Origin of the sequence: Paludisphaera rhizosphaerae, from assembly GCF_011065895.1 — a bacterium.
Classification (GTDB): domain Bacteria; phylum Planctomycetota; class Planctomycetia; order Isosphaerales; family Isosphaeraceae; genus Paludisphaera; species Paludisphaera rhizosphaerae.
Genome location: NZ_JAALCR010000016.1, coordinates 129,477 through 153,891 on the forward strand (window position 1 = coordinate 129,477; position 24,415 = coordinate 153,891).

18 protein-coding genes are annotated in these 24,415 nt (G+C 66.6%); 14 read left to right on the forward strand and 4 right to left on the reverse strand.

Going from position 1 to position 24,415, the window contains the following annotated elements; translation table 11 throughout:
* Window positions 1–5: 5 nt before the first annotated feature.
* A complete protein-coding gene (locus tag G5C50_RS20685) occupies window positions 6–1,079 on the forward strand; it encodes a zinc ribbon domain-containing protein (RefSeq protein WP_165072483.1) in 1,074 nt (357 codons plus the stop codon).
* Between the two features lie 50 nt (window positions 1,080–1,129).
* On the opposite strand, the gene G5C50_RS20690 is transcribed toward G5C50_RS20685, so the two are convergent.
* The 3 genes from G5C50_RS20690 to G5C50_RS20700 form a co-directional block, all read right to left on the reverse strand.
* Window positions 1,130–2,347: a GNAT family N-acetyltransferase gene (locus G5C50_RS20690; protein WP_240907296.1), complete on the reverse strand. Its 1,218-nt coding sequence runs from the start codon at window positions 2,345–2,347 to the stop codon at window positions 1,130–1,132.
* 395 nt (window positions 2,348–2,742) lie between these two features.
* Window positions 2,743–3,915: a formylglycine-generating enzyme family protein gene (locus tag G5C50_RS20695; protein WP_165072492.1), complete on the reverse strand. Its 1,173-nt coding sequence runs from the start codon at window positions 3,913–3,915 to the stop codon at window positions 2,743–2,745.
* On the reverse strand, window positions 3,912–5,792 hold the full coding sequence (locus G5C50_RS20700) for a M2 family metallopeptidase (RefSeq protein WP_165072494.1): 1,881 nt from the start codon (window positions 5,790–5,792) through the stop codon (window positions 3,912–3,914). The genes G5C50_RS20695 and G5C50_RS20700 overlap by 4 nt, the downstream gene beginning before the upstream one ends.
* A gap of 237 nt (window positions 5,793–6,029) precedes the next feature.
* Between G5C50_RS20700 and G5C50_RS20705 the strand changes: the two genes are divergently transcribed.
* The 3 genes from G5C50_RS20705 to G5C50_RS20715 are packed head-to-tail and all read left to right on the forward strand — an operon-like array spanning window position 6,030 to window position 11,355.
* Entirely contained in the window at window positions 6,030–10,100 is a 4,071-nt protein-coding gene (locus G5C50_RS20705) for a PVC-type heme-binding CxxCH protein (RefSeq protein ID WP_165072496.1), read from the forward strand.
* Entirely contained in the window at window positions 10,097–10,483 is a 387-nt protein-coding gene (locus tag G5C50_RS20710) for a hypothetical protein (protein ID WP_165072498.1), read from the forward strand. The genes G5C50_RS20705 and G5C50_RS20710 overlap by 4 nt, the downstream gene beginning before the upstream one ends.
* A gap of 2 nt (window positions 10,484–10,485) precedes the next feature.
* Complete coding sequence (locus G5C50_RS20715; protein WP_165072500.1) at window positions 10,486–11,355, forward strand: homocysteine S-methyltransferase family protein; 870 nt, start codon at window positions 10,486–10,488, stop codon at window positions 11,353–11,355.
* Here the strand turns inward: G5C50_RS20715 and G5C50_RS20720 are convergent.
* Window positions 11,337–11,825, reverse strand: coding sequence for a DinB family protein (locus G5C50_RS20720; protein ID WP_165072502.1), 489 nt, complete (start codon window positions 11,823–11,825; stop codon window positions 11,337–11,339). The genes G5C50_RS20715 and G5C50_RS20720 overlap by 19 nt on opposite strands.
* A gap of 147 nt (window positions 11,826–11,972) precedes the next feature.
* Between G5C50_RS20720 and G5C50_RS20725 the strand changes: the two genes are divergently transcribed.
* The 10 genes from G5C50_RS20725 to hisA all read left to right on the forward strand — a co-directional run bounded on the left by G5C50_RS20725 (window position 11,973) and on the right by hisA (window position 24,361).
* Window positions 11,973–14,387: an ArnT family glycosyltransferase gene (locus G5C50_RS20725; RefSeq protein WP_165072504.1), complete on the forward strand. Its 2,415-nt coding sequence runs from the start codon at window positions 11,973–11,975 to the stop codon at window positions 14,385–14,387.
* Window positions 14,388–15,021: 634 nt separating this feature from the next.
* Window positions 15,022–17,007: a DNA mismatch repair endonuclease MutL gene (gene mutL, locus G5C50_RS20730; RefSeq protein ID WP_165072506.1), complete on the forward strand. Its 1,986-nt coding sequence runs from the start codon at window positions 15,022–15,024 to the stop codon at window positions 17,005–17,007.
* Between the two features lie 132 nt (window positions 17,008–17,139).
* A complete protein-coding gene (gene aroE / locus G5C50_RS20735; protein WP_240907297.1) occupies window positions 17,140–18,648 on the forward strand; it encodes a shikimate dehydrogenase in 1,509 nt (502 codons plus the stop codon).
* An 11-nt stretch (window positions 18,649–18,659) separates the two neighbouring features.
* On the forward strand, window positions 18,660–19,241 hold the full coding sequence (locus G5C50_RS20740; protein WP_165072508.1) for a shikimate kinase: 582 nt from the start codon (window positions 18,660–18,662) through the stop codon (window positions 19,239–19,241).
* Window positions 19,232–20,182 (forward strand): prepilin peptidase, encoded by a 951-nt coding sequence (locus G5C50_RS20745; protein WP_165072510.1) that lies wholly within the window; start codon window positions 19,232–19,234, stop codon window positions 20,180–20,182. The genes G5C50_RS20740 and G5C50_RS20745 overlap by 10 nt, the downstream gene beginning before the upstream one ends.
* 96 nt (window positions 20,183–20,278) lie before the next feature.
* Entirely contained in the window at window positions 20,279–20,650 is a 372-nt protein-coding gene (locus G5C50_RS20750) for a DUF1049 domain-containing protein (protein ID WP_165072512.1), read from the forward strand.
* Window positions 20,651–20,706: 56 nt separating this feature from the next.
* Window positions 20,707–21,321 carry a hypothetical protein gene (locus G5C50_RS20755; protein ID WP_165072514.1) on the forward strand — a complete coding sequence of 205 codons (615 nt, stop codon included), beginning with the start codon at window positions 20,707–20,709 and terminating at the stop codon, window positions 21,319–21,321.
* Window positions 21,322–21,417: 96 nt separating this feature from the next.
* Complete coding sequence (gene hisH, locus G5C50_RS20760; RefSeq protein WP_165072516.1) at window positions 21,418–22,023, forward strand: imidazole glycerol phosphate synthase subunit HisH; 606 nt, start codon at window positions 21,418–21,420, stop codon at window positions 22,021–22,023.
* A gap of 180 nt (window positions 22,024–22,203) precedes the next feature.
* Window positions 22,204–23,496, forward strand: a complete 1,293-nt coding sequence (locus G5C50_RS20765; RefSeq protein ID WP_165072518.1) for a S53 family peptidase — start codon at window positions 22,204–22,206, stop codon at window positions 23,494–23,496.
* Between the two features lie 133 nt (window positions 23,497–23,629).
* A complete protein-coding gene (gene hisA, locus G5C50_RS20770) occupies window positions 23,630–24,361 on the forward strand; it encodes a 1-(5-phosphoribosyl)-5-[(5-phosphoribosylamino)methylideneamino]imidazole-4-carboxamide isomerase (protein ID WP_165072520.1) in 732 nt (243 codons plus the stop codon).
* Window positions 24,362–24,415 lie beyond the last annotated feature (54 nt).

Consider the following 24,415-nt stretch of genomic DNA (forward strand, 5'->3'; position numbering starts at 1 on the left):
GCGGGATGAGCACGAAGCGCACCGTATCGACAGGCCACGTGAACATGCCGCGCACCATTACCTGCGACCAATGCCAGGCCGTTCTCAACCTTCCCGACCAGGTTCCGGCCGGGAAGCGTTTGAAATGTCCGAAGTGCCAGCACCGGTTCGTCGTCACGATCAAGGACGCCAATTCGGCCTCGACTCGCCCCGGCGAACTCGAAGCCGCCAATGCGACGTCCACCTTCAGCCCGGCCCACACGGAACTGCCGGTCTTCGACGACCTTCCCGTGCCCCGCGCTGAGGGGGACTTGCGCGAGGCGTTCGATCTACCCCTGCTGGCCGGCGAGGCTGAGAAGAGTCTCGGCGCTTCCCCGGCCGCCGCCGCTGTCAGCGACGCCGCGGCCCTCTTTCAAGACGAGCCTCGCCGTCGCCGCAAGGCTCACGGCGCCGAGGCCCGGTCGTCGGCTCGCCGCTGCCCTCGATGCGGCGGCGTTGTGCCTCAGGGCATGTCGATCTGCCAGTCGTGCGGGACCGACGCCGATACCGGCATGTTCGTCGGTCTGGACGACGACCTGACGCCTCCGCCCCCGCCGCGACCGACCGGGATTCCGCTCCTGATCGCGGTCCCGGGACTCTTGTGCGGCCTGGCTGGCGGGCTCCTTACGATTCTGTCGCTGATCCAGTCGGTTCGCGTCGAACCCGGCGTCTACCAGTACGGCTGGCTAATGCTCGGCGTCGTGGCTGCCTACGGCGTCTACGGCGCGGTGCAGTTTCTCCGCGGCAAGTCGGTCAAGGTGCTGATCCTGGCCCTGACCCTCGGCGCGATCGTCAACGTGATCTCCATGATCGCACTGCCGATCTTCGAAGCGAACTTCGCCGAGACCGCCGACATCGTCACGCAGTCTCAAGTCGCCGAAGACGACCCGAACGCGAACGATCTCGCGGCCACCGAATACAAGCCGATCATCGACCGCCTCGATCAGACCCGGATCAAATCGGGCGTGGCGATGCTCATCCTTTGCGCCGTCATGGTGGCCTACCTGAATTCGCAGCCGGTGAAGAAGTACTTCTTCCGGAAGTCGATTCCCACCTACTGAGCCGTGTCCGCGAGGCGGAGTCGCCTCGCGGCTCTGGACCAGCCGATCGATCAGGCCGTCGCGGAGTCGAGTGGGCTCCGCCAGACGGCCTGGACGGGGAACAGGACGCGCGCCGCGTCGAGGGCCGTCGCCGTAGAGGCGACGAAGCCGTCCTCATTGGCGGCCTCGTCGACGCCGACGTGACCCATCGCCAGCCGGACGAACGTCGCCGAGCTGAGCGTGAGGTGACGGCGGCTGAGCTTGTCAGGCTCGACCCGAGACCCCTTGCCGTCGGCGTGGATCAGCCAGCGGTGGTCGTCGACGGTCAGGCCAAGTTCCAGGGGGACCGAGCCGGCCTCCTGGGCTCGCTTGCTCAGTTCGGGCAGGATCGCCTTCAGGAAACGCCCCACGTCGGGCACGTTATACATCGAGACGGACCCGTCGACGGCGTCCTGATCGAACATCTTACCCGAGGCTGATCGGCCGGCGTCGAGCGCCGGGTGGCCAATCGGGGCGTTGATGGTGACCTCGGGGTAGGCCCGTTCCAGGGCCTCCGCGCGAACGCGTCCCAGGAGCGCCTTCAGCGCCTGGGGATGGGCTGGATCAGTGGCGATCTCCAGGATCCGATGGTCCTTGACGAAGGCGTAGCCGCGAACGGCCTCCCCCTGGCAGGCGACCCAGATCACGTGGGCGTAGCGCCGGCCGATCAACCACCGCCAGTATTCCTCGGAGCGGTCCACGGTTCCGGTGGTGGTGCGGAACTGGGCGTCGTAGAGCGACATCAAATCGCCCAGCTCGACCTGCCGCCAGGGACGGACGTGCCAGCCGCCGCCTTTCGCCTCGACGATGCCGTCGACGGCCTGCGGCAGGTTCCGGCTCAGGATCTGGCCAAAGGTGCCGCGACCACAGATCCCCCATCCCATGGGTTTGTAAAACCGGGGCATCCGCGTCGTGAGGGCCTGGACGACGGCCCCCGTCGCGCGCGAACGCTCTCCCGCGAGCCGCATCAGGTTCTGGGCGAAACCAAGACCGCGATACTCGGGGAGAGTCCCGATCCACATCACCCCGTTCATGGGGATGGAGACGCCGCCGTAACGGATCTTTCGTTCGGTCAGGTGGACGTGACTCGCCACCCGGCCGTCAACCTTCACCAGCAAGCGCTGGTCGGGACGGTATGCCGGGTCGCTGAGGGTCCCCAGGAAGGTTTCGCGATCGGGTCCGTGGAAGACGTGGAGCAACGTCTGGTAGACCGCCTCATGGTCGGCCTCGGTTCCCAGACAGTACTCCACGGATCCTCGACGAAACGGGAGACGAGTCTCCTGGGTGGAGGCTTTCATCAGGTCGACCATCTTTCGGACGCGCCGCGAGGGCGGGGAGGCAACCGTGAAACCGGCGAGACCGTCGCTGATCACGACGCGACACCGTAGTACTCCATTCTACGGCGTCTAACTCGCCGCCGCCCGAAAAAGTCGCTCCGGCGGTCTTTTTTTCTGACCGGCCCGGAATCCAGGGCTGAAAACCCCGGTGGACGAGAGACCCTAAGTGTTCGGGATAGGCCGAAAGTGCGGATTACGCCAACGAAACGGCTCACTCCCGCCTTCGAAAGGCGCTATATATAACTGCATTTCATCAAGCCGGCTGGCATGCGTTGGTGGAGGCGGCCGGTCTGATGGTCGGACCTCGATCAGGGGGCGGCTTGCGTGGGGGTGGAGTCCTTGATGCAGCGGAAGCCCAGGTGCGACATCCCGGAGTCGGTGGCCGTCCCCTGGCGGGCGCTGGGGCGGTAGTTTGTGCAGTAGTTCGAGCTGCACAGAAACGAGCCGCCGCGGGTGACTCGCTTGGGCTGATAGCGTTCGTCCGGGTCGTAGCTCTGGTCGGGCCCCTTGGGGTTGATCGTGAGCGTCGTGTCGCCGTTCATTCGATAGCTGTCGGGGCGGTACCAGTCGGAGCACCATTCCCAGACGTTGCCGATCGTGTCGTACAGTCCGAAAGCGTTGGGGGGGAACATCTTGACCGGCGCGATGCGGGGGTAGCCGTCGTGGTCCTCGACGACTTCCGGGAACCGACCCTGCCAGGTGTTCGCCAGGCGCTTGCCCTCGGGCGAGAACGTGTCGCCCCAGCCATACTTCTGGCCTTCAACGCCGCCGCGCGAGGCTCGTTCCCATTCGGCCTCGGTGGGCAGGCGTTTGCCGGCCCATTTGGCGTAGGCCTCGGCGTCCTCGAAGGAGACGTGCACGACGGGGAGATCGTCCTTGCCGTCGATCGAGCTGTCCGGTCCTTCCGGATGCTTCCAGTCGGCGCCGGCGGTCCAGCGCCACCAGTTGGAGATGTCGTCGAGTCCGCCCGGCGGCAGGGCTCCGACCGGCGGGGTGAAGACCAGCGAGCCGGGTTTGAGCATCTCCTCGGGGGGCTTCTCCGTGCCCGGCGGCAATTGGGTCTTCATGACGTCCCAGTCGACGGGGCGTTCGGCGACCGTCTTGTAGCCGGTGGCGTCGACGAACTTGCGGAACTGGCCGTTGGTGACTTCCGTCGCGTCGATCCAGAAGCTGTCGACCTTCACCTTGTGGGCAGGACGCTCGGAGGGGTGGGCTTCCGGGTCGTCGGTCCCCATCGTGAAGACGCCGCCGGGAATCCAGACCATTCCCTCCGGGGGCGGAACGGCGGCCTTCTCCGGCGCGGCCGAGGAAGCGGACGGCTCTCCCGACGCGGGCGAGGTCGTCGCGGCGGGGGCCGGCTGCGTCAGTTCGCCTGCAGGGGTCTTCTCCTTCTGCTCGCACCCACCGAGAACGCCGGCCCAGGCCGCAAGGGCGATTGCGAGGAACGAGGTCGACCGCGACTTCTTGAGGGTGTTCGTCATGCTTGTTCGGGCCAGCCGGCCGTTCGCCCCTTGTTTTCGGTCTCAAGCCACTTCATCAACGGTTCAAAGTACGCCACGAGCGGCCGCGCGGTCAAACCTTCGCCCGTGGCCTCGCGCAGGACGGCGTTCCAGTCGCGCGTGGCGCCGAGCTTGAGGATGTTCCGAAGGAACTCGCCGACCTTCGCGTTGCCGAAGTAGTTGCACTCGCGCGGGTCCTGTTTCAGGATCTCCCGCGCGATGTGGTCGTGGAGCTGGAACTTGAGGACCGTCCCGATGGCGTAGTCGTAATACTGGCCGGGGTCGTCGTTGATGTGGGTCTTGGTGGCGGCGTCGCAGAGGGTCTCGGGCCGGTCCTCGGGAGGGACGATCCCCTGATACTTACCGACCCGCGCCCACCAGCCGGCGTTGAGGGCGTCGTCGGCGATCGCTCCCGAGTAGAAGTCGCGCTCGAAACGGGTCATGACGCCCGCCGCCCAGGGGAGGAAGACGATCGACGACCCCTCCAGGGCGGAGCTGAGCAGGAAGGTCTCCGTGGAAGCGGCCTGCGCCTCGGGAGTGAGCAACCCCACTTGCTTCAGATAGGGCCGTTGACCGGCGGCGAGGCCGATCAAATCGCCGACGCCCTCATGGAACGCCCGGTTGGCCCCCTGGCGGAGCAGGTAGGGGATCTCGGGCGTGGAATAGCTGAGGAAGTAGTAGATGTGTCCCAACTCGTGGTGCGCCGTGTCGAACCACTGGTTGTCGGGCTCGATCGACATCAGGCTGCGGACGTCGTGGTCCAGGTCGATGTGCCAGGCGCTGGCGTGGCTGTTCTTCTTCCGGCCGGTCGCGGGATCGGCGGGGAAGAGGTCGGACCGAGTCCAGAAGGTCGAGGGGAGCTTGGGGAAGCCCAGGGAGACGTAAAATCGTTCCGCCTGCTCGGTGATGAACTCCTTGGGTTTCCCCTTGAACGGGGCGTCCATGTCGACGCCTTCGACGAATCCCGGCCAGTTCTGGCCCCAGCGATTCGAAAGCCAGTGCGCTGGGATGGGCCCGGCGGGGACGTCCACGCCGTACCGCTTGGCCAACTGGTGTTTGGCCCAGGTGTGAAGCTGGAGGTAGAGCGGACGGGTTTCGGCGATCATGCGGTCGCAGAGCGCGAGCATCGCGTCGACGGTCATTCCGTAATCGGCGACCTGAAGGGCGAAGAAGTCGGAGAAGCCCAGCCCCTGGGCGACCTTGTTACGGAGGTCGCGGAGTTTGAGCAGGCCCGGCCTGAGCGGAGCGCCGATCTCCTTGGACGCCTTCCAGTAGGTCTTACGCTCCTCCAGATCCTTCGAGGCCAGAAGCACCTGGTCGATCTTGTTGGCCGAGGGGTGTTCGACGGAGCCGTCCGGCTTCGTGACCGTGTAGGCGAACCCGTCCTGGGCCGCCGACTGCTTGGCCTCGGCCTCGACCCGAGCCTTGACGACGTCCGGCAACGTGCCGGGGGCTTCCGCGGCGCGGAGACGGATCTTTTCAAGCTCGCGGAGCTGGAGGTCGCTCAGCTCGGCCTTTCGCCCCAGCATTCGGGTGACCTTTTCGATCACGTCGGGATCGCCGACGACCGCATTCACGGCCTGGTTCGCCGTGACCTGGGCGGCGGTATGGGCCTCGGAAACGTCCGTCGAGGCGGCCCAGGCCGCCTGACTGGCGCTCGTTTCCAGCGGAACCCACTTCGCGACGTACTCCTTGAGGAAGGCGTCGACCTCGGTCGAGGCGCTGGCGGCGGCCTGGCTCGCGGCGGTCGTCCGGGAGGCCGGGAACGCAGCGGCCGTCGCGCCGAGGGCGGCGGCTTTCAGGAAATCGCGACGGTCCAACGGGGAGTCGGTCCGGCCTGGCGTTTCGTCGGCTTGCACGATCGATCGCTCCTCTCGACGTCGGTCCCTCGATCACTGGCGACGCCCGAAGATAACCCATCGCGACGAGAGACTCCAACAGCCCGCTCAGGCGGTGTGGGGAAAGCTTGGGAGAGGCCCTTGCGTCGCATGCGAGGGTCGACGATCTTTGTAAGCATCGACCTGTTCAAACAGACGAGGAGTCGCGGGAAGGGGCTCCCCCGCGCCGCTCGATGCGTCCGCCCGTGCGAGGCCGCCATGTCGCCAGCCCGTTCTCTCCCGCGTCGCTTCGCCCTCGGCCTCCTCTTGACCTTCGCGGCCTGCGCGGCGCGAGGAGAAGAGGGCTTTCGACCAACCGACAAGACCGGACGCCCGCTCAACCTCGACTTCGAGACGGGCGACCTCCGTGACTGGACTCCCGAGGGGGACGCCTTCCAGGGCCAACCGGTCGAGGGCGACGCCGTCGCCGCTCGCCGGAAGGACATGAAGAGCGGACACACGGGCAAATTCTGGGTCGGGACCTACGAGCGCGGCGGCGACGTCCCCAAGGGGAGCCTCACTTCCACGCCGTTCGTCCTGGCGAGACCCTTCGCCCGCTTTCTGATCGGTGCGGCGGCTCACGAGACGACGCGTATGGAGATCGTCTCGGCCGACGATCAACAGGTCCTCTTCAAGACGTCTGGCGGCGGCGTTGAAGACATGACGCCGGTCGTCGCCGATCTCTCGCCGCACGTGGGCAAGACCGTTTTCATCCGGCTGGTGGACGACGACTCGCGCGGCTGGGGCCACATCAACTTCGACGACTTCACGCTCTGGAACTCGCGCCCGCCGGGACAGGCGCGGATCGCGCCGAGCAGCCCCGACTCATTCCTCCACGCCGGCCTGAAGCCCGAGGAAGCGGCGCGGGCCATGACCCTGCCTCCCGGCTTCAAGGCGACGCTCTACGCCGGGGAGCCGGACGTCGTCCAGCCCATTGCCTTCACGATCGACGATCGCGGCCGCCTCTGGGTGGTCGAGTCGTACACGTATCCCCGCCGACAGCCCGAAGGGCAGGGGAAGGACCGCATCCTCATCTTCGAGGACACGAACGACGACGGGAAGTTCGACACCCGCAAGGTCTTCCAGGAGAAGCTGAATCTCGCCAGCGGCATTGAGGTTGGATTCGGCGGCGTATTCGTCGGCGCCGCGCCCGAGTTCCTCTTCATCCCCGACCGGGACGGCGACGACAAGCCCGACGGTCCTCCCGTCGTGCTCCTGGACGGCTGGGGATACCAGGACACGCACGAGACGCTCAACTCGTTCAACTGGGGCCCCGACGGCTGGCTTTACGGCTGCCACGGCGTCTTCACGCACTCGCGAGTCGGCAAGCCGGGCACGCCCGACGCGGACCGCGTGCCGATCAACGCCGGCATCTGGCGCTTCCATCCGACGAAGCACGTCTTCGAGGTCTTCGCCAACGGCACCAGCAACCCCTGGGGCGTCGACTTTGACGCCAACGGTCGGGCGTTCCTCACGTCCTGCGTCATCCCGCACCTTTATCAGGTGATCCAGGGGGCTCGTTACGAACGCCAGGCGGGGAGCGACTTCAACCCGTACTCGTACGACCTCATCAAGACGATCGCCGATCACCGCCATTACCTGGGCGGCAACCCCCACGGCGGCAACGGCCGTTCGGACCTCGCCGGCGGCGGACACGCCCACGCCGGGGCCCTGATCTACCAGGGGGACGCCTGGCCCCGCGAGTACGTCGGCTCGATCCTGATGAACAACATCCACGGCGCTCGTTTGAACCGCGATCTGCTCATGCCCGCCGGCTCCGGCTTCGTCGGCCAGCACGGTCCCGACTTCCTGATGGCCAACGATCGATGGTCGCAGATTATCAGCCTGAAGACCGGGCCCGACGGCCAGATGTACATGATCGACTGGTATGACGAGAACCAGTGCCACATGACCGACCCCAACGCCCACGACCGCACCAACGGCCGAATCTTCGTCGTCTCCTACGGCGACGTGAAGGGCAACGCGCGGGCGATCGATCCGAGGACCGTCTCGACGGAAGCCCTCGTGGCGATGCTGGCCAGCCCGAACGACTGGCACGTCCGCCACGCCCGGAGAATCCTCCAGGAGCGCGCCGGCGTGCTCGACGGCGCTGCGCAGGCGAAGCTCGCCGAGGATCTCACCGCTTCCGCCTTTGACGCGCCTGATCCGAAAACGCGGCTCAACGCCCTCTGGGCCCTGCATACGACCGGTGCTCTGGACGAGACGACGATTTTGAAGGCGTTGGCGTCTCCCGACCCAGACTTCCGGGGCTGGGCGGTTCAACTCGCCACCGAGGCCGGCGCGCCGAATATGCGAGTGCTGGACGCCTTCTCCCGGCTGGCGCGCGACGACACGTCGCCCGTCGTTCGGCTCTACCTCGCCTCGGCGCTCCAGCGGCTGCCGATTCCCTCCCGGCGGCCGATTCTGGAAGGGCTCGTTCGCCACGCCGAGGACGCCAACGACCACAATCTGCCGCTGATGATCTGGTTCGGCCTGGAGCCTGCCGCCGCCGAGGGGCCGCAGTGGGCGCTCGACCTGGCCTCGGCCTCTCGGATCCCGGGCGTTTTGACGAACACCGTGCGTCGCGTCGCTGCGCTGGGGACGCCCGAGGCGTTCGACCTGATCGTCGCGGCTCTTGACCAGGCGACGTCCGACCCCGTCCGACTGACGATCCTCCAGGCTGTCAACCAGTCGCTCCAGGGTCGTCGAGCCGTCGATATGCCAACGAACTGGGCGTCGGCTTTCGAGAAGCTGTTGGGGAGTCCCGATCTCGACGTCCGGTCGCAGGCCACGGCGCTGGCCGTGACGTTCGGCGATCCGAAGGCGCTGACTGAGTTCCGCAACGTCGTCGGCGACGCGGCCCAACCGCTGACCGCCCGCCGCGACGCGATGGCCTCGCTGCTGAAGGCTCGCGACCCCGGGATGGCGCCGGTCCTGAGGAAACTGCTCGCGGAGCCCCAGCTTCGTGGCGCCGCCATCCGCGGTCTCGCCGCATACGACGACCCCGAGAGCGCGCCGATCGTCCTGGACCTCTATTCGAGCCTGGCACCGCCTGAGCGCCGCGACGCCCTGAACATGCTGGCCGCGCGGCCTGGTTCGTCGAAAGCGCTGTTGGCGGCCGTCGAGGCCGGCAAGCTGGCCTCGAAGGATCTCTCGGCCGACGTCGTCCGTCAGCTTCGCAATCACAAGGACGCCCAGATCGACGGGCTCATCGCCAAGGTCTGGGGAGCGGCCCGCGAGACGACGGCCGACAAGTCGAAGCTGATCGACAAGTACCGCCAGATGCTGACGGCCGGATACGCCCGCAAGCCCGACCTGGAACTGGGCCGGGCCGTCTTCGCCCGGACCTGCCAGCAGTGCCACACGCTCTTCGGTGCGGGGGCGGCGATCGGCCCCGACCTGACCGGATCCAACCGGGCCGACCGAGAGTACGTCCTCGCGAACGTTCTGGACCCCTCCGCGCTGATCGGCAAGGACTACCTGGCCCACGTCATTGCGACCACCGACGGACGCGTGCTGACGGGTCTGATCAAGTCGGAGGACAAGGACGCAATCACCCTCCAGACGGCCAACGAACTGCTTGTGATCCCCAAGGGGGACGTAGAACAGCGCCGGCCGAGCGAGTCGTCGATGATGCCCGAGGACCTCTGGACGCCGCTCTCCGAGTTTGAGATTCGTTCGCTCACCGCCTACCTGGCCTCTCCCGGCCAGGTGCCGATGCTGGCGACCCCGGAGAACGCCTCGGGCTTCTTCAACGGCAAGGACCTCGCCGGATGGGTCGGCGACGCCGGCCTGTGGTCGGTGGAGCAGGGGGAGATCGTCGGCAAGACTCCGGGCCTGAAACGGAACACGTTCCTCAAGAGCGAGATGTCCGCCCAGGACTTCCGCTTGACCTTCCAGGTGAAGCTCGTCCGCAACGAGGGGAACAGCGGCGTGCAGTTCCGCAGCGAGGCCCTTCCCGACGGCGAGATGAAGGGCCCCCAGGCCGACGTCGGCGCCGGCTGGTGGGGCAAGCTCTACGAGGAGAACGGCCGAGGTCTTCTCTGGCCCAAGTCGGCCGAGGAGAACGTCAAGCTCGGCGAGTGGAACACTTACGAGATCGTCGCGGTCGGCGGATCGATCCGGACGCGTATCAACGGCAAGCCGGCCGTCGTCCTGGACGACCCCAGGGTTTCCAAACGCGGGATCTTCGGCCTGCAGCTCCACTCCGGAGGTGCGACCGAGGTCCGATTCAAGGACCTGAAATTGGAACTGAACCCGACTCTCGACCCACCGACGGCGGCCCGATGAGCGACCCCGAATACATACCCGGCGTCTGCAACATCGGCGGGGCGGAAGTGCGTCTTCGGATCCTGGTAGGCTGGGCGGGACTGATCGGAGCCGTCGCCCTCTGGGGATGTCTGGCCTGGGCCCACTCGCCTCCCGCCGTCCGACTCTGGGTCGGCGGGCCCGCCCTGATGTCGGCGCTCGGGTTCCTCCAGGCGCAGAGGGGATTCTGCGTGAACTACGGCCTCGGCGGCGTCTCCAGCTTTGGTCGCAAGGCCGGCGAGACGACGGCCGTCGAGGACGAGGACGCCCGCGAGATGGATCGCCGCGCCTCCTGGAGGATCATCGGCCAATCGCTGCTGATCGCGGCCGTCGTCGCGATCCTCGCCTACCTTCTGCCTGGCTGAGAATGAACCGACTCCATGCCCTGATCGGTGAGCCGCCGTTCATCCTCGACGGCGCACAGGGGACCGAACTCCAGAAACGTGGCCTGCCGATTGGCGAATCGTCCGACGTCTGGAACCTCTCACGGCCCGACGTCGTGCTGGCCGTCGCCCAGTCGTATGTCGAGTCCGGCTCGCAAGGCGTCCTCACCAACACCTTCCAGGCGAATCCGATCGCATTGCGGCGTTCCGGCCTGGAATCGGAGACCCGCCGAATCAACGAAGCCGGCGCGGGGATCGCCTGCGACGCGGCTGCCGGACGCGCGCGAGTTTTCGGCTCGATCGGACCGGTCGGCGCCGCGACTTCGGAAGCCGCCGATGGATTCGCCGTCCAGGCCCAAGCACTGGCCCTCGGCGGAGTTGATGCCATCGTGCTGGAGACGTGCCTGTCACTCGCCGAGGCCCGGCTCGCCGCGTCCGCCGCGCTCGAGACCGGGCTGCCGGTCGTGGCTTCGTTCCACTTCCACCGAGTCGACGGCGAGTTGAGGGCGTTCGACGGGACGAGCCCCGAAGACGTCGCCCAGGCCATGGTCGAGGCGGGCGTCGACGGCGTCGGCGCCAACTGCGGCGAGGGGCCCGGCGACTTCACCGAAATCTGCCAACGCCTGGCCTCGGCTTGCCACCTGCCGATCTGGCTCAAGCCGAACGCCGGCCTGCCGACGATCGACGCCGGTCGGGCGGTCTACTCGACGAGTCCCGAGGCTCTCGCCGATCGACTCTCCGAGTGGCTGGAAGCCGGGGCCTGGTGCGTCGGCGGCTGCTGCGGGACGACCCCCAAGCACATCGCCGCGCTGCGTCGCCGGGCCGATTCTCTCGGTCACTTCCTCAGCCAGTAAACGTAGTCCGTCATCGCCGGCGTTCCCCCGGCGGCCTTGACGAGCATGGCGATCTGGCCGCGGTGGTAGAACGAGTGTCCGAAAAGCTGCGTCAGCAATTCCTCGACGGTGTTGCGGAACGGCGAGCCGTCGAGCGTGCGGTAGTCGACGACGCGGGCCAGGCCCTCGTCGTCCAGGGCTTCCAGGAAGGCCGACCAGTCCGAGGCGGTTTCCGCCCAGGCCGTCTTAACTTCCTCGAGCGTCCGGCCAGGGGGGAAGGTGTTCTCATTCGGGCGGCTGGTTCCTTCGATGCGTCGTTTCCAGATGCCTCGGGCCTCGTTGAGGTGGGCCATCAGGTCGACGGCCCGGCGGTATTCGGGGGAATCTCGACGATCAGCGGGGACGCTCTCGATCGCCGCGAGAGTCCATTCGTGGACTTCATTCTCGTAAGTGAACCATCGGCGGAATCGGTCGGCGAGGATTTGTGACATGAGGGTCGGTTCCAAGGATCAGGGGTGATGTTCGTCGATGCAGACGGTTGCGAGATGCAACGGGTTCGGTCGCCCTCGGCTGACGAAAACGGACGTCCGCGCTGGTATCATGGTCGACCTGCGAGCCCCGACGACCGAGGATCGATCATGCCTGAGAGTCGCCCCCGGACCTCGCTGAAAAGCGAGACGCCCACGGAAACCCCCGCCGAAACGCGCCGTTGGCCGCTGGCCGCGACGGTCGCCGTGTTCATCGGGGCGCTTGCGGTTTTGGTCCCGACGACGGGCGATTTCGGCGTCACCTGGGACGAGCCGGCGTATCGCTACAGCCAGTCGATTTCCGCGCAGTGGTGGCGGCAATGGGCCTCGGTCCGATCGTGGGGCGACGTCGAAGCACAACTGGACGCCGACGCCCTTCTCTATTACTGGCCCTACGCCCGGTTCGGAATCAACTTCCATCCGCCGCTGGCCGGCCAGCTCAGCCTGGCGGCGAGCGCAGCGACCGGCACGGTGATGAAGGATTACCCGTCCCGACGGATGGCGTCGGTCATCGAATTCGCACTCACGATCGCGATCGGGTGCCACTTCCTGGCCAGGCGGTACGGCTCGCTCGTCGGCCTGACGATGGCCGGGGCGCTTCTGTTCATGCCTCGGGTCCACGGTCAGGCGCATCTGCTCGATACCGACATCCCCGGGCTGTTCATCTGGGCCTGCACGGCGCTGGCGTTCTGGAAGGGGCTGAATGAGCCCGACTCCCGCCGCTGGCGAGTTCTGGTCGGCGTGCTGATGGGGTTGGCGTTTCTGGAGAAGATGGCGGCGGTGGCGGTGCTCCTGCCGCTGCTCGTCTGGCTCTTCGCATCTCGGCTGCCGATCGCCTTCACGAAGCGAGCCGGCAAGGGCGCCTGGATCGACGCGGCGGTCACACTCTTCCCGATGCTCATCCCTCTGGGCGTGGCCTTCGTGGAGATCCAACTCCTCCAGCGCAGGCTGCCTCCTCCCTCGCAGACGGACCTCTTCTTCCAGGCGACGCCGAAACCGGCCGTATTCATACCTGGCGCAATTCTCGCGATCCCGCTGATCGTTTGGGGGTTGAGGAGGCTTCTGGGACGGCTTCGATCGAAGAGTCCGATCTGGGGCGTCGAGCGGCCGGGGCTGGAGACGTTCGCGTCGATTCTGGCCTTCGCTCCGGTCGTCGGCTGGCTCGGGAATCCGGCCTGGTGGCGCGAGACCATCGTCCGGATGACGCACTACTACACCCTGAGCAATGACCGTCAGGGCGCCCTGCCGGACATCCTGATCCTCTACGCGGGGCAGATCTACAAATTCAGCCTCCCCTGGCACAACGGCTGGGTGCTCGCGGCGATCACGGTTCCGCTGACGATTCTGCTGGCCGGAATCGTCGGAGTCGTCTGGGGCTTGCGGGGATGGAGAACCGATCGGCTGCCCCTCTATTTCCTGCTCCACATGCTCACCCTGCCGGCGCTTCGGATGCTCCACACGCCGGCCCACGACGGCGTCCGGCTCCTGCTCCCGACCTTCTTCTTTCTGGCGGGCTTCGCGGGATGGGGCGTCGCCTGGATGGGGGCGGCCGTCGCGCGTCGGGTCCGATGGGGAGGCGTTCTCACCGCCGCGGCCGTGCTGCTGCCGGCCCTGGTGTCGCTCGTCAGCATCCATCCCTATGAGCTGTCGTACTACAACATCCTGGTCGGCGGCACGCCCGGAGCCTGGCGGCGCGGGTTTGAGATGACTTACTGGTACGACGCCTTCACACCGGCCGTGATCCGGGATCTCAACGAAAAGCTGCCGACGGGCGCGGAACTGGACTACCTCAGCGACAAGACCGATACGTCGATGCAGGTCTTCAGCGACCTTCAGGCCCTGGGGCATCTTCGGCCCGACATCGTGCTGGGCCGGCGGGCCCGAGAACGGTTCCCCTACGTGATCCTGCTGAGCCAGGATTCCAAGGCCACGGCGTTCACCCGTCTCCTCTTCGTGACGAAGCCCTGGTACGCCTCGGAGCCCGCGCAGATCGGCGGGCTTCGGATCTTGACGATCGCCGATCCGGTCGCCGTTTCTCGAGCCTGGGCGCTCAACCTGCTCCTCGACGCTCCCGCCGAGCATCGCCCGCCGCCGCCGACCGCCCCGGGTTGGGTTCACGACCTCGCTCCGTTCCTCAAACGGTTCTGGGGGGAGGGCCTCCAGCTCGACGACCCCCTGGGCGTGAACACGAAGGTCCTCGAATGGGCGCGCAACGACCCCGAGGGTTTGAAGGCCGCCGCGCGAAAGCTCATCGACGGAAAGGACGGCGAGAAGGACCAAGGAGTCGCGCGGCTGTCGCGGCTCCTCGTCCCGGTGACGAACGGCGTCCCCAGCCCTCTCCGCACGGAATTGCTCGAGCAACTCCGCGCAGCGCGCCCCGAGGGGCTGATCGAGGCCGTCGAGATCGTGACCGCACACCCCGACGCCGTCGCCGAGGTCATCACCCGATACCCCTACACCGACCCGGCCAGCCTCGGCGGTTATCTGGATCGCGACCTGACGACCGAGCGAATCGCCCACCCCTGAGCCGATTCGCTCACCAATCGTCGATCCGTGGTATGGTTCAGATAGATAGCCGGTGTGGGAGAGGTGCGCGCCAAACCCCTCCACGGAGGGTGGCGCGGCCCACCGTCCGGAGCCGTCGCGAAGTCACACGTTCGAGCGGTGGACGGCGCCATCCCACGGGAGCCCACCAAAAACGCGTCAGAACAAGCAGCCACAGTTCCGCGAAAGTCGACAAACGAACCCATCGGGATTGCGATGTAAAGATCGATGGTCAAAAGAGTTGCAGGTCGATCACGGCACCCGCTGAACCCAAATCGAAGCCAATCACCCGCCCAGACTTGCCGGTCCAAACCGCCATTGACCGGCGTGGCTTGCCGGCGGGGAAGGGGAGCCAGATCGATCTGCGAAACGGAACAACGAGGGCTCAGGGCGTGCGAAGTTGAGCGAGCGAAGCCAACTCGGTTTGCTTGCAAGGGTTTTTCATAGAAGGCCTTGCGACGATTGTCTTTCGTCGAACGGACCCAAAATCGAAGCCGATTGCGTCGAGGACGCCAGGTCCGACGACATCGACACGCGGAATGACCCTTTCTGTACGCAAGATCAGTGTATAAAATGAAGGGTTTGGAGGACGGTCGAGCGTCCGGGGAGGGGTGAGATGGGTGTCATCCAAAAACTGCCGCCGTCGGTGGTGAATCAGATCGCCGCGGGCGAGGTCGTGGAGCGCCCGGCTTCGGTCGTCAAGGAGATGATGGAGAACGCGATCGACGCCAAGGCCCGTCGGCTGGAGGTGAGCGTCGAGCGCGGGGGGAAGGACCTGATCCGGATCGCCGACGACGGCGAGGGGATGTCGCCCGAGGATCTCCCGCTGGCCTTCACCCCCCATGCGACGAGCAAGCTCCAGACGGCCGAGGATCTCCACCGGGTGCGCACCCTTGGGTTCCGAGGCGAAGCTCTGGCGGCCATCGCCGAGATCTCCAAGGTGCGCTGCCAGACTCGGCGGGCCGACGCTTCGGAGGGGTCGGAGGTCCAGATCGAGGCCGGCGTCGCGGGGCCGATCAAGAGCTGCGGCTGCCCGGTCGGCACCGTCATGGAGGTCCGCAACCTCTTTTTCAACACGCCGGTACGGCGCGCCTTCCTGAAGTCGGATTCGACCGAGGCCGGGCACGTCGCCGAGACCTTCGCTCGGGTCGCCCTGGCGCATCCCGAGGTCCACATGACCTTTCGGTCGTCGGGGAAGATCGTCCACGACCTGCCGGCCGTCGCCGGGATCCGGGAGCGGATCGCCGCCTTTTTCGGCCGTGAGTTGGCTGAGTCGCTCCTCTGGGTCGAGGGGAAGCTCGATCAGACGAGCCTCTGGGGATACGTCGGCCACCCCTCGCAGAGCCGGTCCAGCACGAAGGGCCAGTATCTGTTCCTGGGCGGCCGGTACGTCCGCGACCGCAGCCTGAGCCACGCCCTCAACGAGGCTTATCGCGGGTTGTTGATGGTGGGCCGGAATCCCGTGGCCTTCCTCAACCTGGAAATCCCCCCCGAGGAGGTGGACGTGAACGTCCACCCGACCAAGATTGAGGTCCGATTCCGCGACCCCCAGCGCGTCTACAGCCACCTCCTCTCCACGCTCCGTCAGACGTTCCTCGGCAGCGACTTGCACAGCCGGCTTCAGCCAGTCCCCGGCGGCAAGCCGACCGGCCCGCCGACGCCCGTCGTCGAGGAGCCTGCCCCGTCCTGGTCGCCTCCGGCAAACCGGCCGACGCCGACTCCTCCGGCGAGTCCGGCCTTCAACCTGGACTCCGAACCGGCCGACCGTCAGGAGATCGCCGCGTGGTTCCAACCCTCGCGGAAGCCGGCCTCGCCGCCGATGATCCCGGACTCCGTCGGTCAGATCCAGCCGCCGGAATGGTCGCACTCGCTGCCGGGCCGGTTCGAGTTCGCCAAGGGGGAAGCGTTCAACGAGTTCTCATCGTTGGAGGAACGGCGCGACGAGGCCCCGATCCAGGCAGCGCCTTCCCCTGCGCCGGTCCGGCTCGAGCCCGCCCGCCCGGAGCCTCGCCGCGAGGTCGATCCCGTCGGCCACGCGAAGGCCATCCAGGTCCACGACAGCTACCTGATCGCCGAGACGAGCGAGGGGATGATGGTCATCGACCAGCACGCCCTCCACGAGCGGATCATCTACGAGGAGCTGCGCAAGCGCGTGGCGGAAGGGCGCGTCGAGTCGCAGGGGCTGCTGGTCCCGGAGCCCGTCCACATGGCGGCCGATGAGGCGGCCGTCGTGCTGGAGCATGCCGACCTGCTGGCGACGCTGGGCCTGGAGATCGAGGGATTCGGCGGCGACACGGTTCTCGTTCGGAGTGTCCCCGCGATGCTCTCCGGCCTCCAGCCCGACCGGCTGCTGCACGATCTGGGCGAGCATCTGGCGACGCAGCCGATTCCTCCCACGCGCGACGGGTTGGTGGCCGAGCTGCTCCACATGGTCTCGTGCAAGGCGGCCATCAAGGCAGGGCAGAAACTGACGGCCGAGGAGATCGACGCGCTGCTTGAACGCCGCGAACTGGCCGCTGATGCTCATCATTGTCCACATGGCCGCCCTACGGCTCTGATTTTCACCAAGAGTGAATTGGAGAAGCAGTTTGGGCGTATCTGAAACGCTTGCGGGCTTGCTCTATCCACCCCCCGGCCGGCTGTCGTAAAATCGGCGGCGGGTCGGGCCGATGCGAGCCGTAAAGGTCGAACGGATAAGCAAAAGCGGTCCCCCCGAGGCGGAGAGTTTCCGACGATGGCTGTGATCTGTACGACGATCGGGCGGGGCCGGCATTCCTCGCTTCTGGAGGAGTGGAAGGCCGCGGCTGAGGCTGGGGCCGACATGGTGGAGCTTCGCGTCGACTGCCTCCGACGCGACCCCGACCTGAAACGAATCCTCAAGGTGCGGCACACCCCCTGCGTCTTCACGCTCCGTCGCGGCGCCGACGGCGGCATGTGGCGGGGCGATGAGGAGAAGCGCAGGCAACTCCTGCGTGAAGCCATCGTGATGGGCGTCGACTACGTCGATCTGGAGAGCGACGTCGCCGGCGACATCCGTCGGTACGGCAGCACCAAGCGGCTGGTCAGCTATCACAACCTCAAGAAGGTCCCCGACGACCTCGACGAGGTGGTCGGCAAGTGCAACGAGTGCGACCCCGACGTCGTCAAGATCGCCGTCGCCGCCGGCTCGCTCGCCGAGGCCTCGCGAGTCCTCCATCTCGGCGTCGGCGCCAAGCACCCGATGATCACGATCGCGATGGGTGAACGGAATCTGTTCACCCGTATTCTCAACGCCAAGTACGGCGCTCCGTTCACCTACGCCGGCTTCAACCCCGAGCGCGTCTTCGCCCCGGGCATGCCGTATCTGAATGAACTGAAGCGGGACTTCTTCTACGACCAGATCAACGCCGAGACCGAGGTCTACGGCGTGCTCGGCGATCCCATCGGCCACAGCCTGAGCCCGGCCGTCCACAACACGGCGTTCCGACATCTCGGGCTGAACAAGGTCATGGTCCCCTTCCAGGTCGCCAAGGGGGGACTGGAAGAGTTCTTCCGCGAACTGGCCTGGGTCGGAATCAAGGGGTGCAGCGTCACCATCCCCCACAAGGAAGACCTCATCCCCTTGCTCCAACACAAGGAGAACGCCGTCGAACGCGTCGGCGCGTGCAATACGGTGGTGATCGCCGCGGACGGGTCGAAGACGGGCTATAACACCGACTATCGGGCGTCGATGGATTCGCTCGAAGAGCTTATGGGGAAGAGCGAGGCGCCCGACGCCCCCAGCCCGCTGCTCGACAAGCAGGCCCTGATCCTGGGCGCCGGCGGCGTGGCCCGCTCGATCGCCTTCGGCCTCCAGCGCCGTGGGGCCGCGGTCACCATCATGAACCGCCACGACGAACGCGGGAAGCAACTCGCAGAAGACGTCGGCTGCAAATCGGCGAACTGGTCCCAGCGAGCGACCCAGATCGTCGATATCGTCGTCAACTGCACCCCGGTCGGGATGCACCCGAACGTCGATGACACGCCGATGCCCCCTTCGGCGTTCCCGAGGTCGGAGATCATCGTCTTCGACACGATCTACCACCCCGAGAACACGATGATGCTCAAGCTGGCTCGCCAGCGAGGGTGCAAGACGCTGACGGGCGTGGACATGTTCGTCCGCCAGGCGGCACTGCAGTTCAAGCTGTACACGGGCCAGGACGCCCCCGTCGATGTGATGCGGAGCGTCATGAAGCGCAAACTGGGCCACCTGAAGGACGCATGAGTCTGCCATCGATGAGCGAAGCGACGAAGGGGTCGGGCCTGGTGCTGGTGGGCTATCGCGGCACGGGGAAATCGACGGTCGGCCGGCTCCTCGCCGAGCGGACCGGGCGGACGTTCTTCGACGTCGACGACGAGATCGTCGCCCGCGCAGGACGGACCATCCGGGCGATCTTCGAGGAGTCCGGCGAGCCCGTCTTCCGCGAGTTGGAAGAGGCCGTGGTCCGCGACCTGACCAAGACCCACCCCGGGGCCGTTCTGGGAACCGGCGGCGGGACGATCCTGCGCGAGTCGAACCGCCAGGCGCTCCGGTCGTTCGGCCTCGTCGCCTGGCTCCGCGCCGAGGCCGACGAACTGGCCCGCAGGCTGGAAGCCGACGCGATCACCCGTGAGCATCGACCGGCCCTGACCTCCAAGGGGACGCTCGAAGAGATCGTCGAGGTGCTCGCGTATCGGACCCCGTTCTACGAGGAGGTCGCCCACGTCGCCGTCGACGCCCAAACGCATGGGCCGGCGGAGGTCGCCGACCTGATCCTGGATCACTGGAAGCCGTCGAAGGGTCAGACGCTGGCGGAGGGAGCCCCCTCGTGTTCGTAAGCTGGCCGATCCTGGTCTTCCTGGGTTTCGGCGTCTTCTGCGTGGGGACGGTCGTCGGCAGCTTTCTGAACGTCTGCATCTACCGTCTTCCCTGGCAGAAAAGCGTCATCTGGCCGGCCTCCCACTGCCCGCGATGCCACGGGGCGCTCTCGCCTAGCGACAACATCCCGATCATCGGCTGGATCGCTCTCCGCGGCGAATGCCGGATGTGCGGCCTGCCGATCTCGGCCCGCTACCCGCTGATCGAGGCCCTGGTAGGCCTGCTGTTCCTGGGGCTTTACGTCGTCGACGTGCTTCTGGCGCCCACGGAAGCCTGGGGGCAGATCCCCGTCTCGGCCCTGGCGACCCTCGGTTACCACTGCCTTTTCATGGCCCTCCTCGTCGCGGCCACGTTCATCGACTACGACCTGATGATCATCCCCGACGAGGTCACAGTCACCGGGATGGTGCTGGGGATCGGTCTGGGGACGCTCTTCCCCTGGATTCGCCCGGAGCCCTCGACGGCCGTCAGCCACTGGGCGGGGCTGGGCGTGGGGATCCTCGGCCTCCTGGCGGGGGCTGGGCTGACGGCTTTCATCCGGTCGTCGTTCTCGTTCCTGCTGCGTCGCGAGGCCATGGGATTTGGCGACGTGACCCTGATGGGAATGATCGGCGCGTTCCTGGGATGGCAGGCGGCCGTTTTGAGCTTCTTCCTCTTCCCATTCTTCGGCCTGGCCCATGCGGGCTGGAAGTTGATGAAGTACATCGGGAAACGGATGGCCGGCATCCAATCCTCGAGCGCCGATCGCGAAATACCCGCAGGGCCTTACATTAGCATGGCCGCCGCGTTCTTGATGTACAGTTGGCCGTGGCTCTGGCCCCTCTGGGCCAGGAACCTCTTCGAGATGCTCCACGCCATCTTCTGGTTCATGCTGGGGGTGAACGTGGGGCCATTGCGATAACCTCGCGGCGAATCGGCGGGAACCGGGGGGGACGGCGAAGGCGTTTGCGGCTAGAATCCCGCGCGGGTCGTTCTGGAAGGGGAGGGAGGCGAGGCGATGGCGTATCAATACAAGCGGCGCCGGCCGTCCATCATCCGGAACTTCTGGGTCTACCGTCGGCTGATCGGCACGGCCATGCTCATGGGCCTGATGCTCTGGTTCATCTGGGCCAACAACGAGCAGGTGAAGGTCTCATTTCCTTTTCGCATCGGGACTTACGATAGTTCCGTGGGCGTCGTCATTCTCCTCAGCGCCTTGTGCGGGTCACTCCTGACGGTGCTGGCGATGACGGTTTACTTCGCCCTTCGGAAGATCCGGTCGGGGCAGGCGCCCTCTGATACGGTGGAGACGTGCGATCTTGACGATGATCGGCCTCCGTCCGACTACGCGGCGAAAACTGAGGACGGAATTCGCAATTCTCAATGGTGATTCGGTCGAAGATAAGACTAACGCCAATCACGTCCCCAGGTCACCGGATGCTCGCCGTGGCTCGCGAAACCCCTGGTAGAGACCCCTGGATCGATTCGCCGAACCTCCTCGGCATGTGCGGAGGACGTTTGCTCGGTTTGCTGGCTGTTGCGCTGTTGGCTGGGTGCTCGGGCCGAGGGACTTACATCACGGGCGGCCCCTCTCAGGGCCAGCTCAAGTCGAGCCTCAGCCATCTGGAATACGAGAACGACCAGCTCAAGACGCAGGTCGCCCGGCTGAAGGAAGAGAATCGGACCTTCGAGGAGCGCCTGGTCCAGGAGCAACTCCACAACGGCGAGATCACCGCCAAGCTCGACAACGCCCGGAACCTCCTGCGCGACGGCGGCAATCCCGATTCCGACCTCGACGCCCCCCTGGCCGGCGCCCGCACTCTCCCCGCCGGACGCTCTTCCTCCACCAGAAGGAAAGCTCCCGCCGCTCAGATCTCGCAGGTCAAAGAGTCCGACGAGATCCCCCCCATCCGGATCGACGATGCGCCTCGCGGAAGCCGCTCCTCCTCGACCCGGTCGAAAACCGCGAGGCCCCAGGACGACTCACTGGGCTTCAACGAAGACGACCTGCGCTGGACGCCGATCGCTCGCGACGACAAGTCGGCCGCGCCCAAGCGCTGAGCTGGTCCGAACCCGTTCAGGTCGGTTGGCGTCGGACGACTCGTCCGGATACCATCGAATCCGGTACGAGTTTCGGTCTGAACACTGAGGCGGGGCATGATCGTCATCATCGACTACGGGATGGGCAACCTGCGGAGCGTACAAAAGGCGTTCGAGGCCGTCGGGCATGAAGCCTCGATCGTCGCGGAGCCCGAACGGATCCGCGACGCCTCGCATGTGGTGCTCCCTGGGGTCGGAGCCTTCGCCGACGCCATGACCGAGCTGCGCCGGACGGGAATGGACCAGGCCTTCACCGAGGCTGTCCGGGCCGGTAAGCCCTGCCTGGGCGTCTGCCTGGGCCTTCAACTCCTGTTCACTACGAGCTTTGAAGACGGCGAGTTCACCGGCCTGGACCTGATCCCGGGCCGCGTCGTCCGATTCGAGGCTCGTCCCGGGCTGAAGGTCCCTCACATGGGCTGGAACACCCTGAGCGTCCGCCGGCCGATCCCGCTGCTCGAGGGGATCGGCGCTGATCCCTCCGTCTACTTCGTCCACTCCTACCACGCCGTCCCCGATGATCCGGCCGACGTCGCGGCCGTCTCGGATTACCCCGATCCATTCCCCGCGATCGTCAACCGCGAGAACCTCACCGCCTGCCAGTTCCATCCTGAGAAGAGTCAGCAGGTCGGCCTGGCGATGTACGCCAACTTCGCCCGGCAGTAACCCCGCTGGGCGGACAACCCCCTCCACCCAGACTTCCGTCACGACCCACTTGCAAATTTCCCCGCTTTTCCGCCCTCGCTTATTTCCCCAGGTTACGATTCTTTCCAAGGACCGCGCGCCGCGCGGACGAGGTCGAGGATCGACCCGGCCAGGAAGGCGGGCTCGTCGGAGGACGGACGAATGGGGAATACCGCGCGCCGGCGTCGACTGCGGCCAGAGTTTGACTCGCTCGACTCGCGTCGGCTGCTGTCGGGATTCACCCCGTCGCAGATCCAAACCGCCTATGGACTTTCCGACGTCGCGCTCCCGACGAGTTCGGGAGGCACGGTGGTCGGCGACGGTTCGGGGCAGACGATCGCCATCATTGGTGCGTTCCACAACCCGACTATCCAGTCCGACTTGGACGTCTTCGACTCGGAGTATGGTCTTCCCCACACCACGGTCACGGTTGTCAACCTGGGGACGTCGGAGACCCACTCGACGTGGGCCTCGGAATCGGCGATGGACGTCCAGTGGGCTCATGCGCTCGCTCCCGGCGCGTCGATCGTCCTGATTGAGGCCGCGTCCGACGGCGCGGATGACGTCCTGAAGGCGGTCGACGTCGCTCGCAACCTGCCGGGGGTGAGCGTCGTCTCCATGAGCTTCGGATTCACGGAGACGGCCGGGCAGCACGCCTTCGACGGCTATTTCACGACCCCAGCCGGCCACACCGGCGTGACGTTCATTGCGGCCAGCGGCGACCACGGCCCGCAAGGCGGGGCGATGTACCCGGCCAGCTCGCCGAACGTCCTGGGAGTCGGCGGCACGACGCTCACCCTGGACGCCGCCGGGGATGTGCTGTCGGAGGGCCTCTGGTCGCTGAGCGCCAGCGGGCCGGGCCGGTACGCCTCGCGGCCGAGCTACCAGACCTCGTTCCAGCAGGGAGCGAGACGGACCACGCCGGACGTCGTCTTCCTGGGCGACCCGAACACGGGGGTCGCCAGCTTCTACACCGACCCCGAAACGGGACAAGCGACCTGGCGGATCGTCGCTGGTACGAGCCTCGGTGCTCCGGCGTGGGCCGCCATCGTGGCGATGGTCAACCAGGGCCGCGCTCTGCTCGGGGCCGGAACTCTCGACGGGGCGTCGCAGACGCTGCCGGCGCTCTACGGCCTGAACGGGACCGGTCTCCGGGTGGTGGCGAACTCAGTCTCGGCGACGGCCGCTGGTCTGGGGGCGCCCGACGGCCGCACTCTCATCCCTGCGCTCGTTCAAGGCACGATGCCGAAGGTCGAGACGGCCGCCGCCGGGACGACGACCATTGCGGCCTCCGAGTCCACGACATCGACGGCCACGGTCGGCCCGATGCGTCGCCAGCTCGCATTCCGACGTCGTCAGATCACCGTGAAACGGACGGTGGCTCCGACGCCTTCCCGACCGACTCGGCTCGTTCGCCAGCCCCTTCGGACGCGCCGGACGGCCGCCGTCGCCTGACCGGAAAGGGCAGGGGCCGTCCGCGAGATCGTTGCGTCCGCTCCCCACGCCGGCCGCTCGGTCCTTGCGATGACCCTCGCGGTCGGCTACAGTCGAGATTGTTAAGACAGTCTTTATGTTTCGGTGAAGTTCCATGCAAGTGATCCCGGCTATCGACCTGCGAGGCGGTCTCTGCGTTCGCCTGCGGCAGGGGGACTACGACCGCGAAACCGTCTTCGGGGACGATCCCGCGGCGATGGCCGGGCGTTGGGTTTCGGAAGGCGCGACGCGGATCCACCTCGTCGACCTGGACGGTGCGAAGGCCGGCAAGCCGGTCAACGTTGAAGCCGTGCGGTCGATCGTGGCGGCCGTGGGTGTCCCCTGCCAGCTCGGCGGGGGCGTACGCGACGAGAAGACGATCGACGCCTGGCTCGACGCCGGGCTCGATCGCGTGATCGTCGGCACGCAGGCGCTCCGCGACCCCTCCTGGTTCCGGTCGATGGCCGAGAAGCACCCGGGCCGGCTGGTCCTGGGGCTCGACGCGCGTGACGGAATGGTGGCCACCGACGGCTGGCTTGAAACGTCGGACGTCTCCGCGGCTGAACTGGCCGCGACGTTCGACGCCCTGCCGCTGGCGGCGATCATCTATACCGACATCGCGCGGGACGGCACCCTGGAAGGCCCCAACCTGGACGCGACGGCTGCGCTCTGCCGCCGCGTCAAGACCCCGGTGATCGCCTCCGGAGGCGTCGGTGAAATCACCGACGTCGATCGGTTGGCGACCCTCCCGGTGGCCGGCTGCATCGTCGGTCGGGCCCTGTACGAGGGCAAGTTCTCGTTGAAAGACGCCGTGGAACGCGCGGAGCGGGCTTCTTCCCGTTCCTGAGCGTAGCGAGCCTGTCAGCGCGCCCCTCTGGCGTCCAGACAGATCCGATCGGTA

Coding starts and splice junctions, on each gene's coding strand:
- G5C50_RS20685 (WP_165072483.1), top strand. CDS start 6: ATGAGCACGAAGCGCACCGTATCGACAGGCCACGTGAACATGCCGCGC.
- G5C50_RS20695 (WP_165072492.1), bottom strand. CDS start 3,915: ATGACGAACACCCTCAAGAAGTCGCGGTCGACCTCGTTCCTCGCAATC.
- G5C50_RS20705 (WP_165072496.1), top strand. CDS start 6,030: ATGTCGCCAGCCCGTTCTCTCCCGCGTCGCTTCGCCCTCGGCCTCCTC.
- G5C50_RS20710 (WP_165072498.1), top strand. CDS start 10,097: ATGAGCGACCCCGAATACATACCCGGCGTCTGCAACATCGGCGGGGCG.
- G5C50_RS20715 (WP_165072500.1), top strand. CDS start 10,486: ATGAACCGACTCCATGCCCTGATCGGTGAGCCGCCGTTCATCCTCGAC.
- G5C50_RS20720 (WP_165072502.1), bottom strand. CDS start 11,825: ATGTCACAAATCCTCGCCGACCGATTCCGCCGATGGTTCACTTACGAG.
- G5C50_RS20725 (WP_165072504.1), top strand. CDS start 11,973: ATGCCTGAGAGTCGCCCCCGGACCTCGCTGAAAAGCGAGACGCCCACG.
- mutL (WP_165072506.1), top strand. CDS start 15,022: ATGGGTGTCATCCAAAAACTGCCGCCGTCGGTGGTGAATCAGATCGCC.
- aroE (WP_240907297.1), top strand. CDS start 17,140: ATGGCTGTGATCTGTACGACGATCGGGCGGGGCCGGCATTCCTCGCTT.
- G5C50_RS20740 (WP_165072508.1), top strand. CDS start 18,660: ATGAGCGAAGCGACGAAGGGGTCGGGCCTGGTGCTGGTGGGCTATCGC.
- G5C50_RS20750 (WP_165072512.1), top strand. CDS start 20,279: ATGGCGTATCAATACAAGCGGCGCCGGCCGTCCATCATCCGGAACTTC.
- hisH (WP_165072516.1), top strand. CDS start 21,418: ATGATCGTCATCATCGACTACGGGATGGGCAACCTGCGGAGCGTACAA.
- G5C50_RS20765 (WP_165072518.1), top strand. CDS start 22,204: ATGGGGAATACCGCGCGCCGGCGTCGACTGCGGCCAGAGTTTGACTCG.
- hisA (WP_165072520.1), top strand. CDS start 23,630: ATGCAAGTGATCCCGGCTATCGACCTGCGAGGCGGTCTCTGCGTTCGC.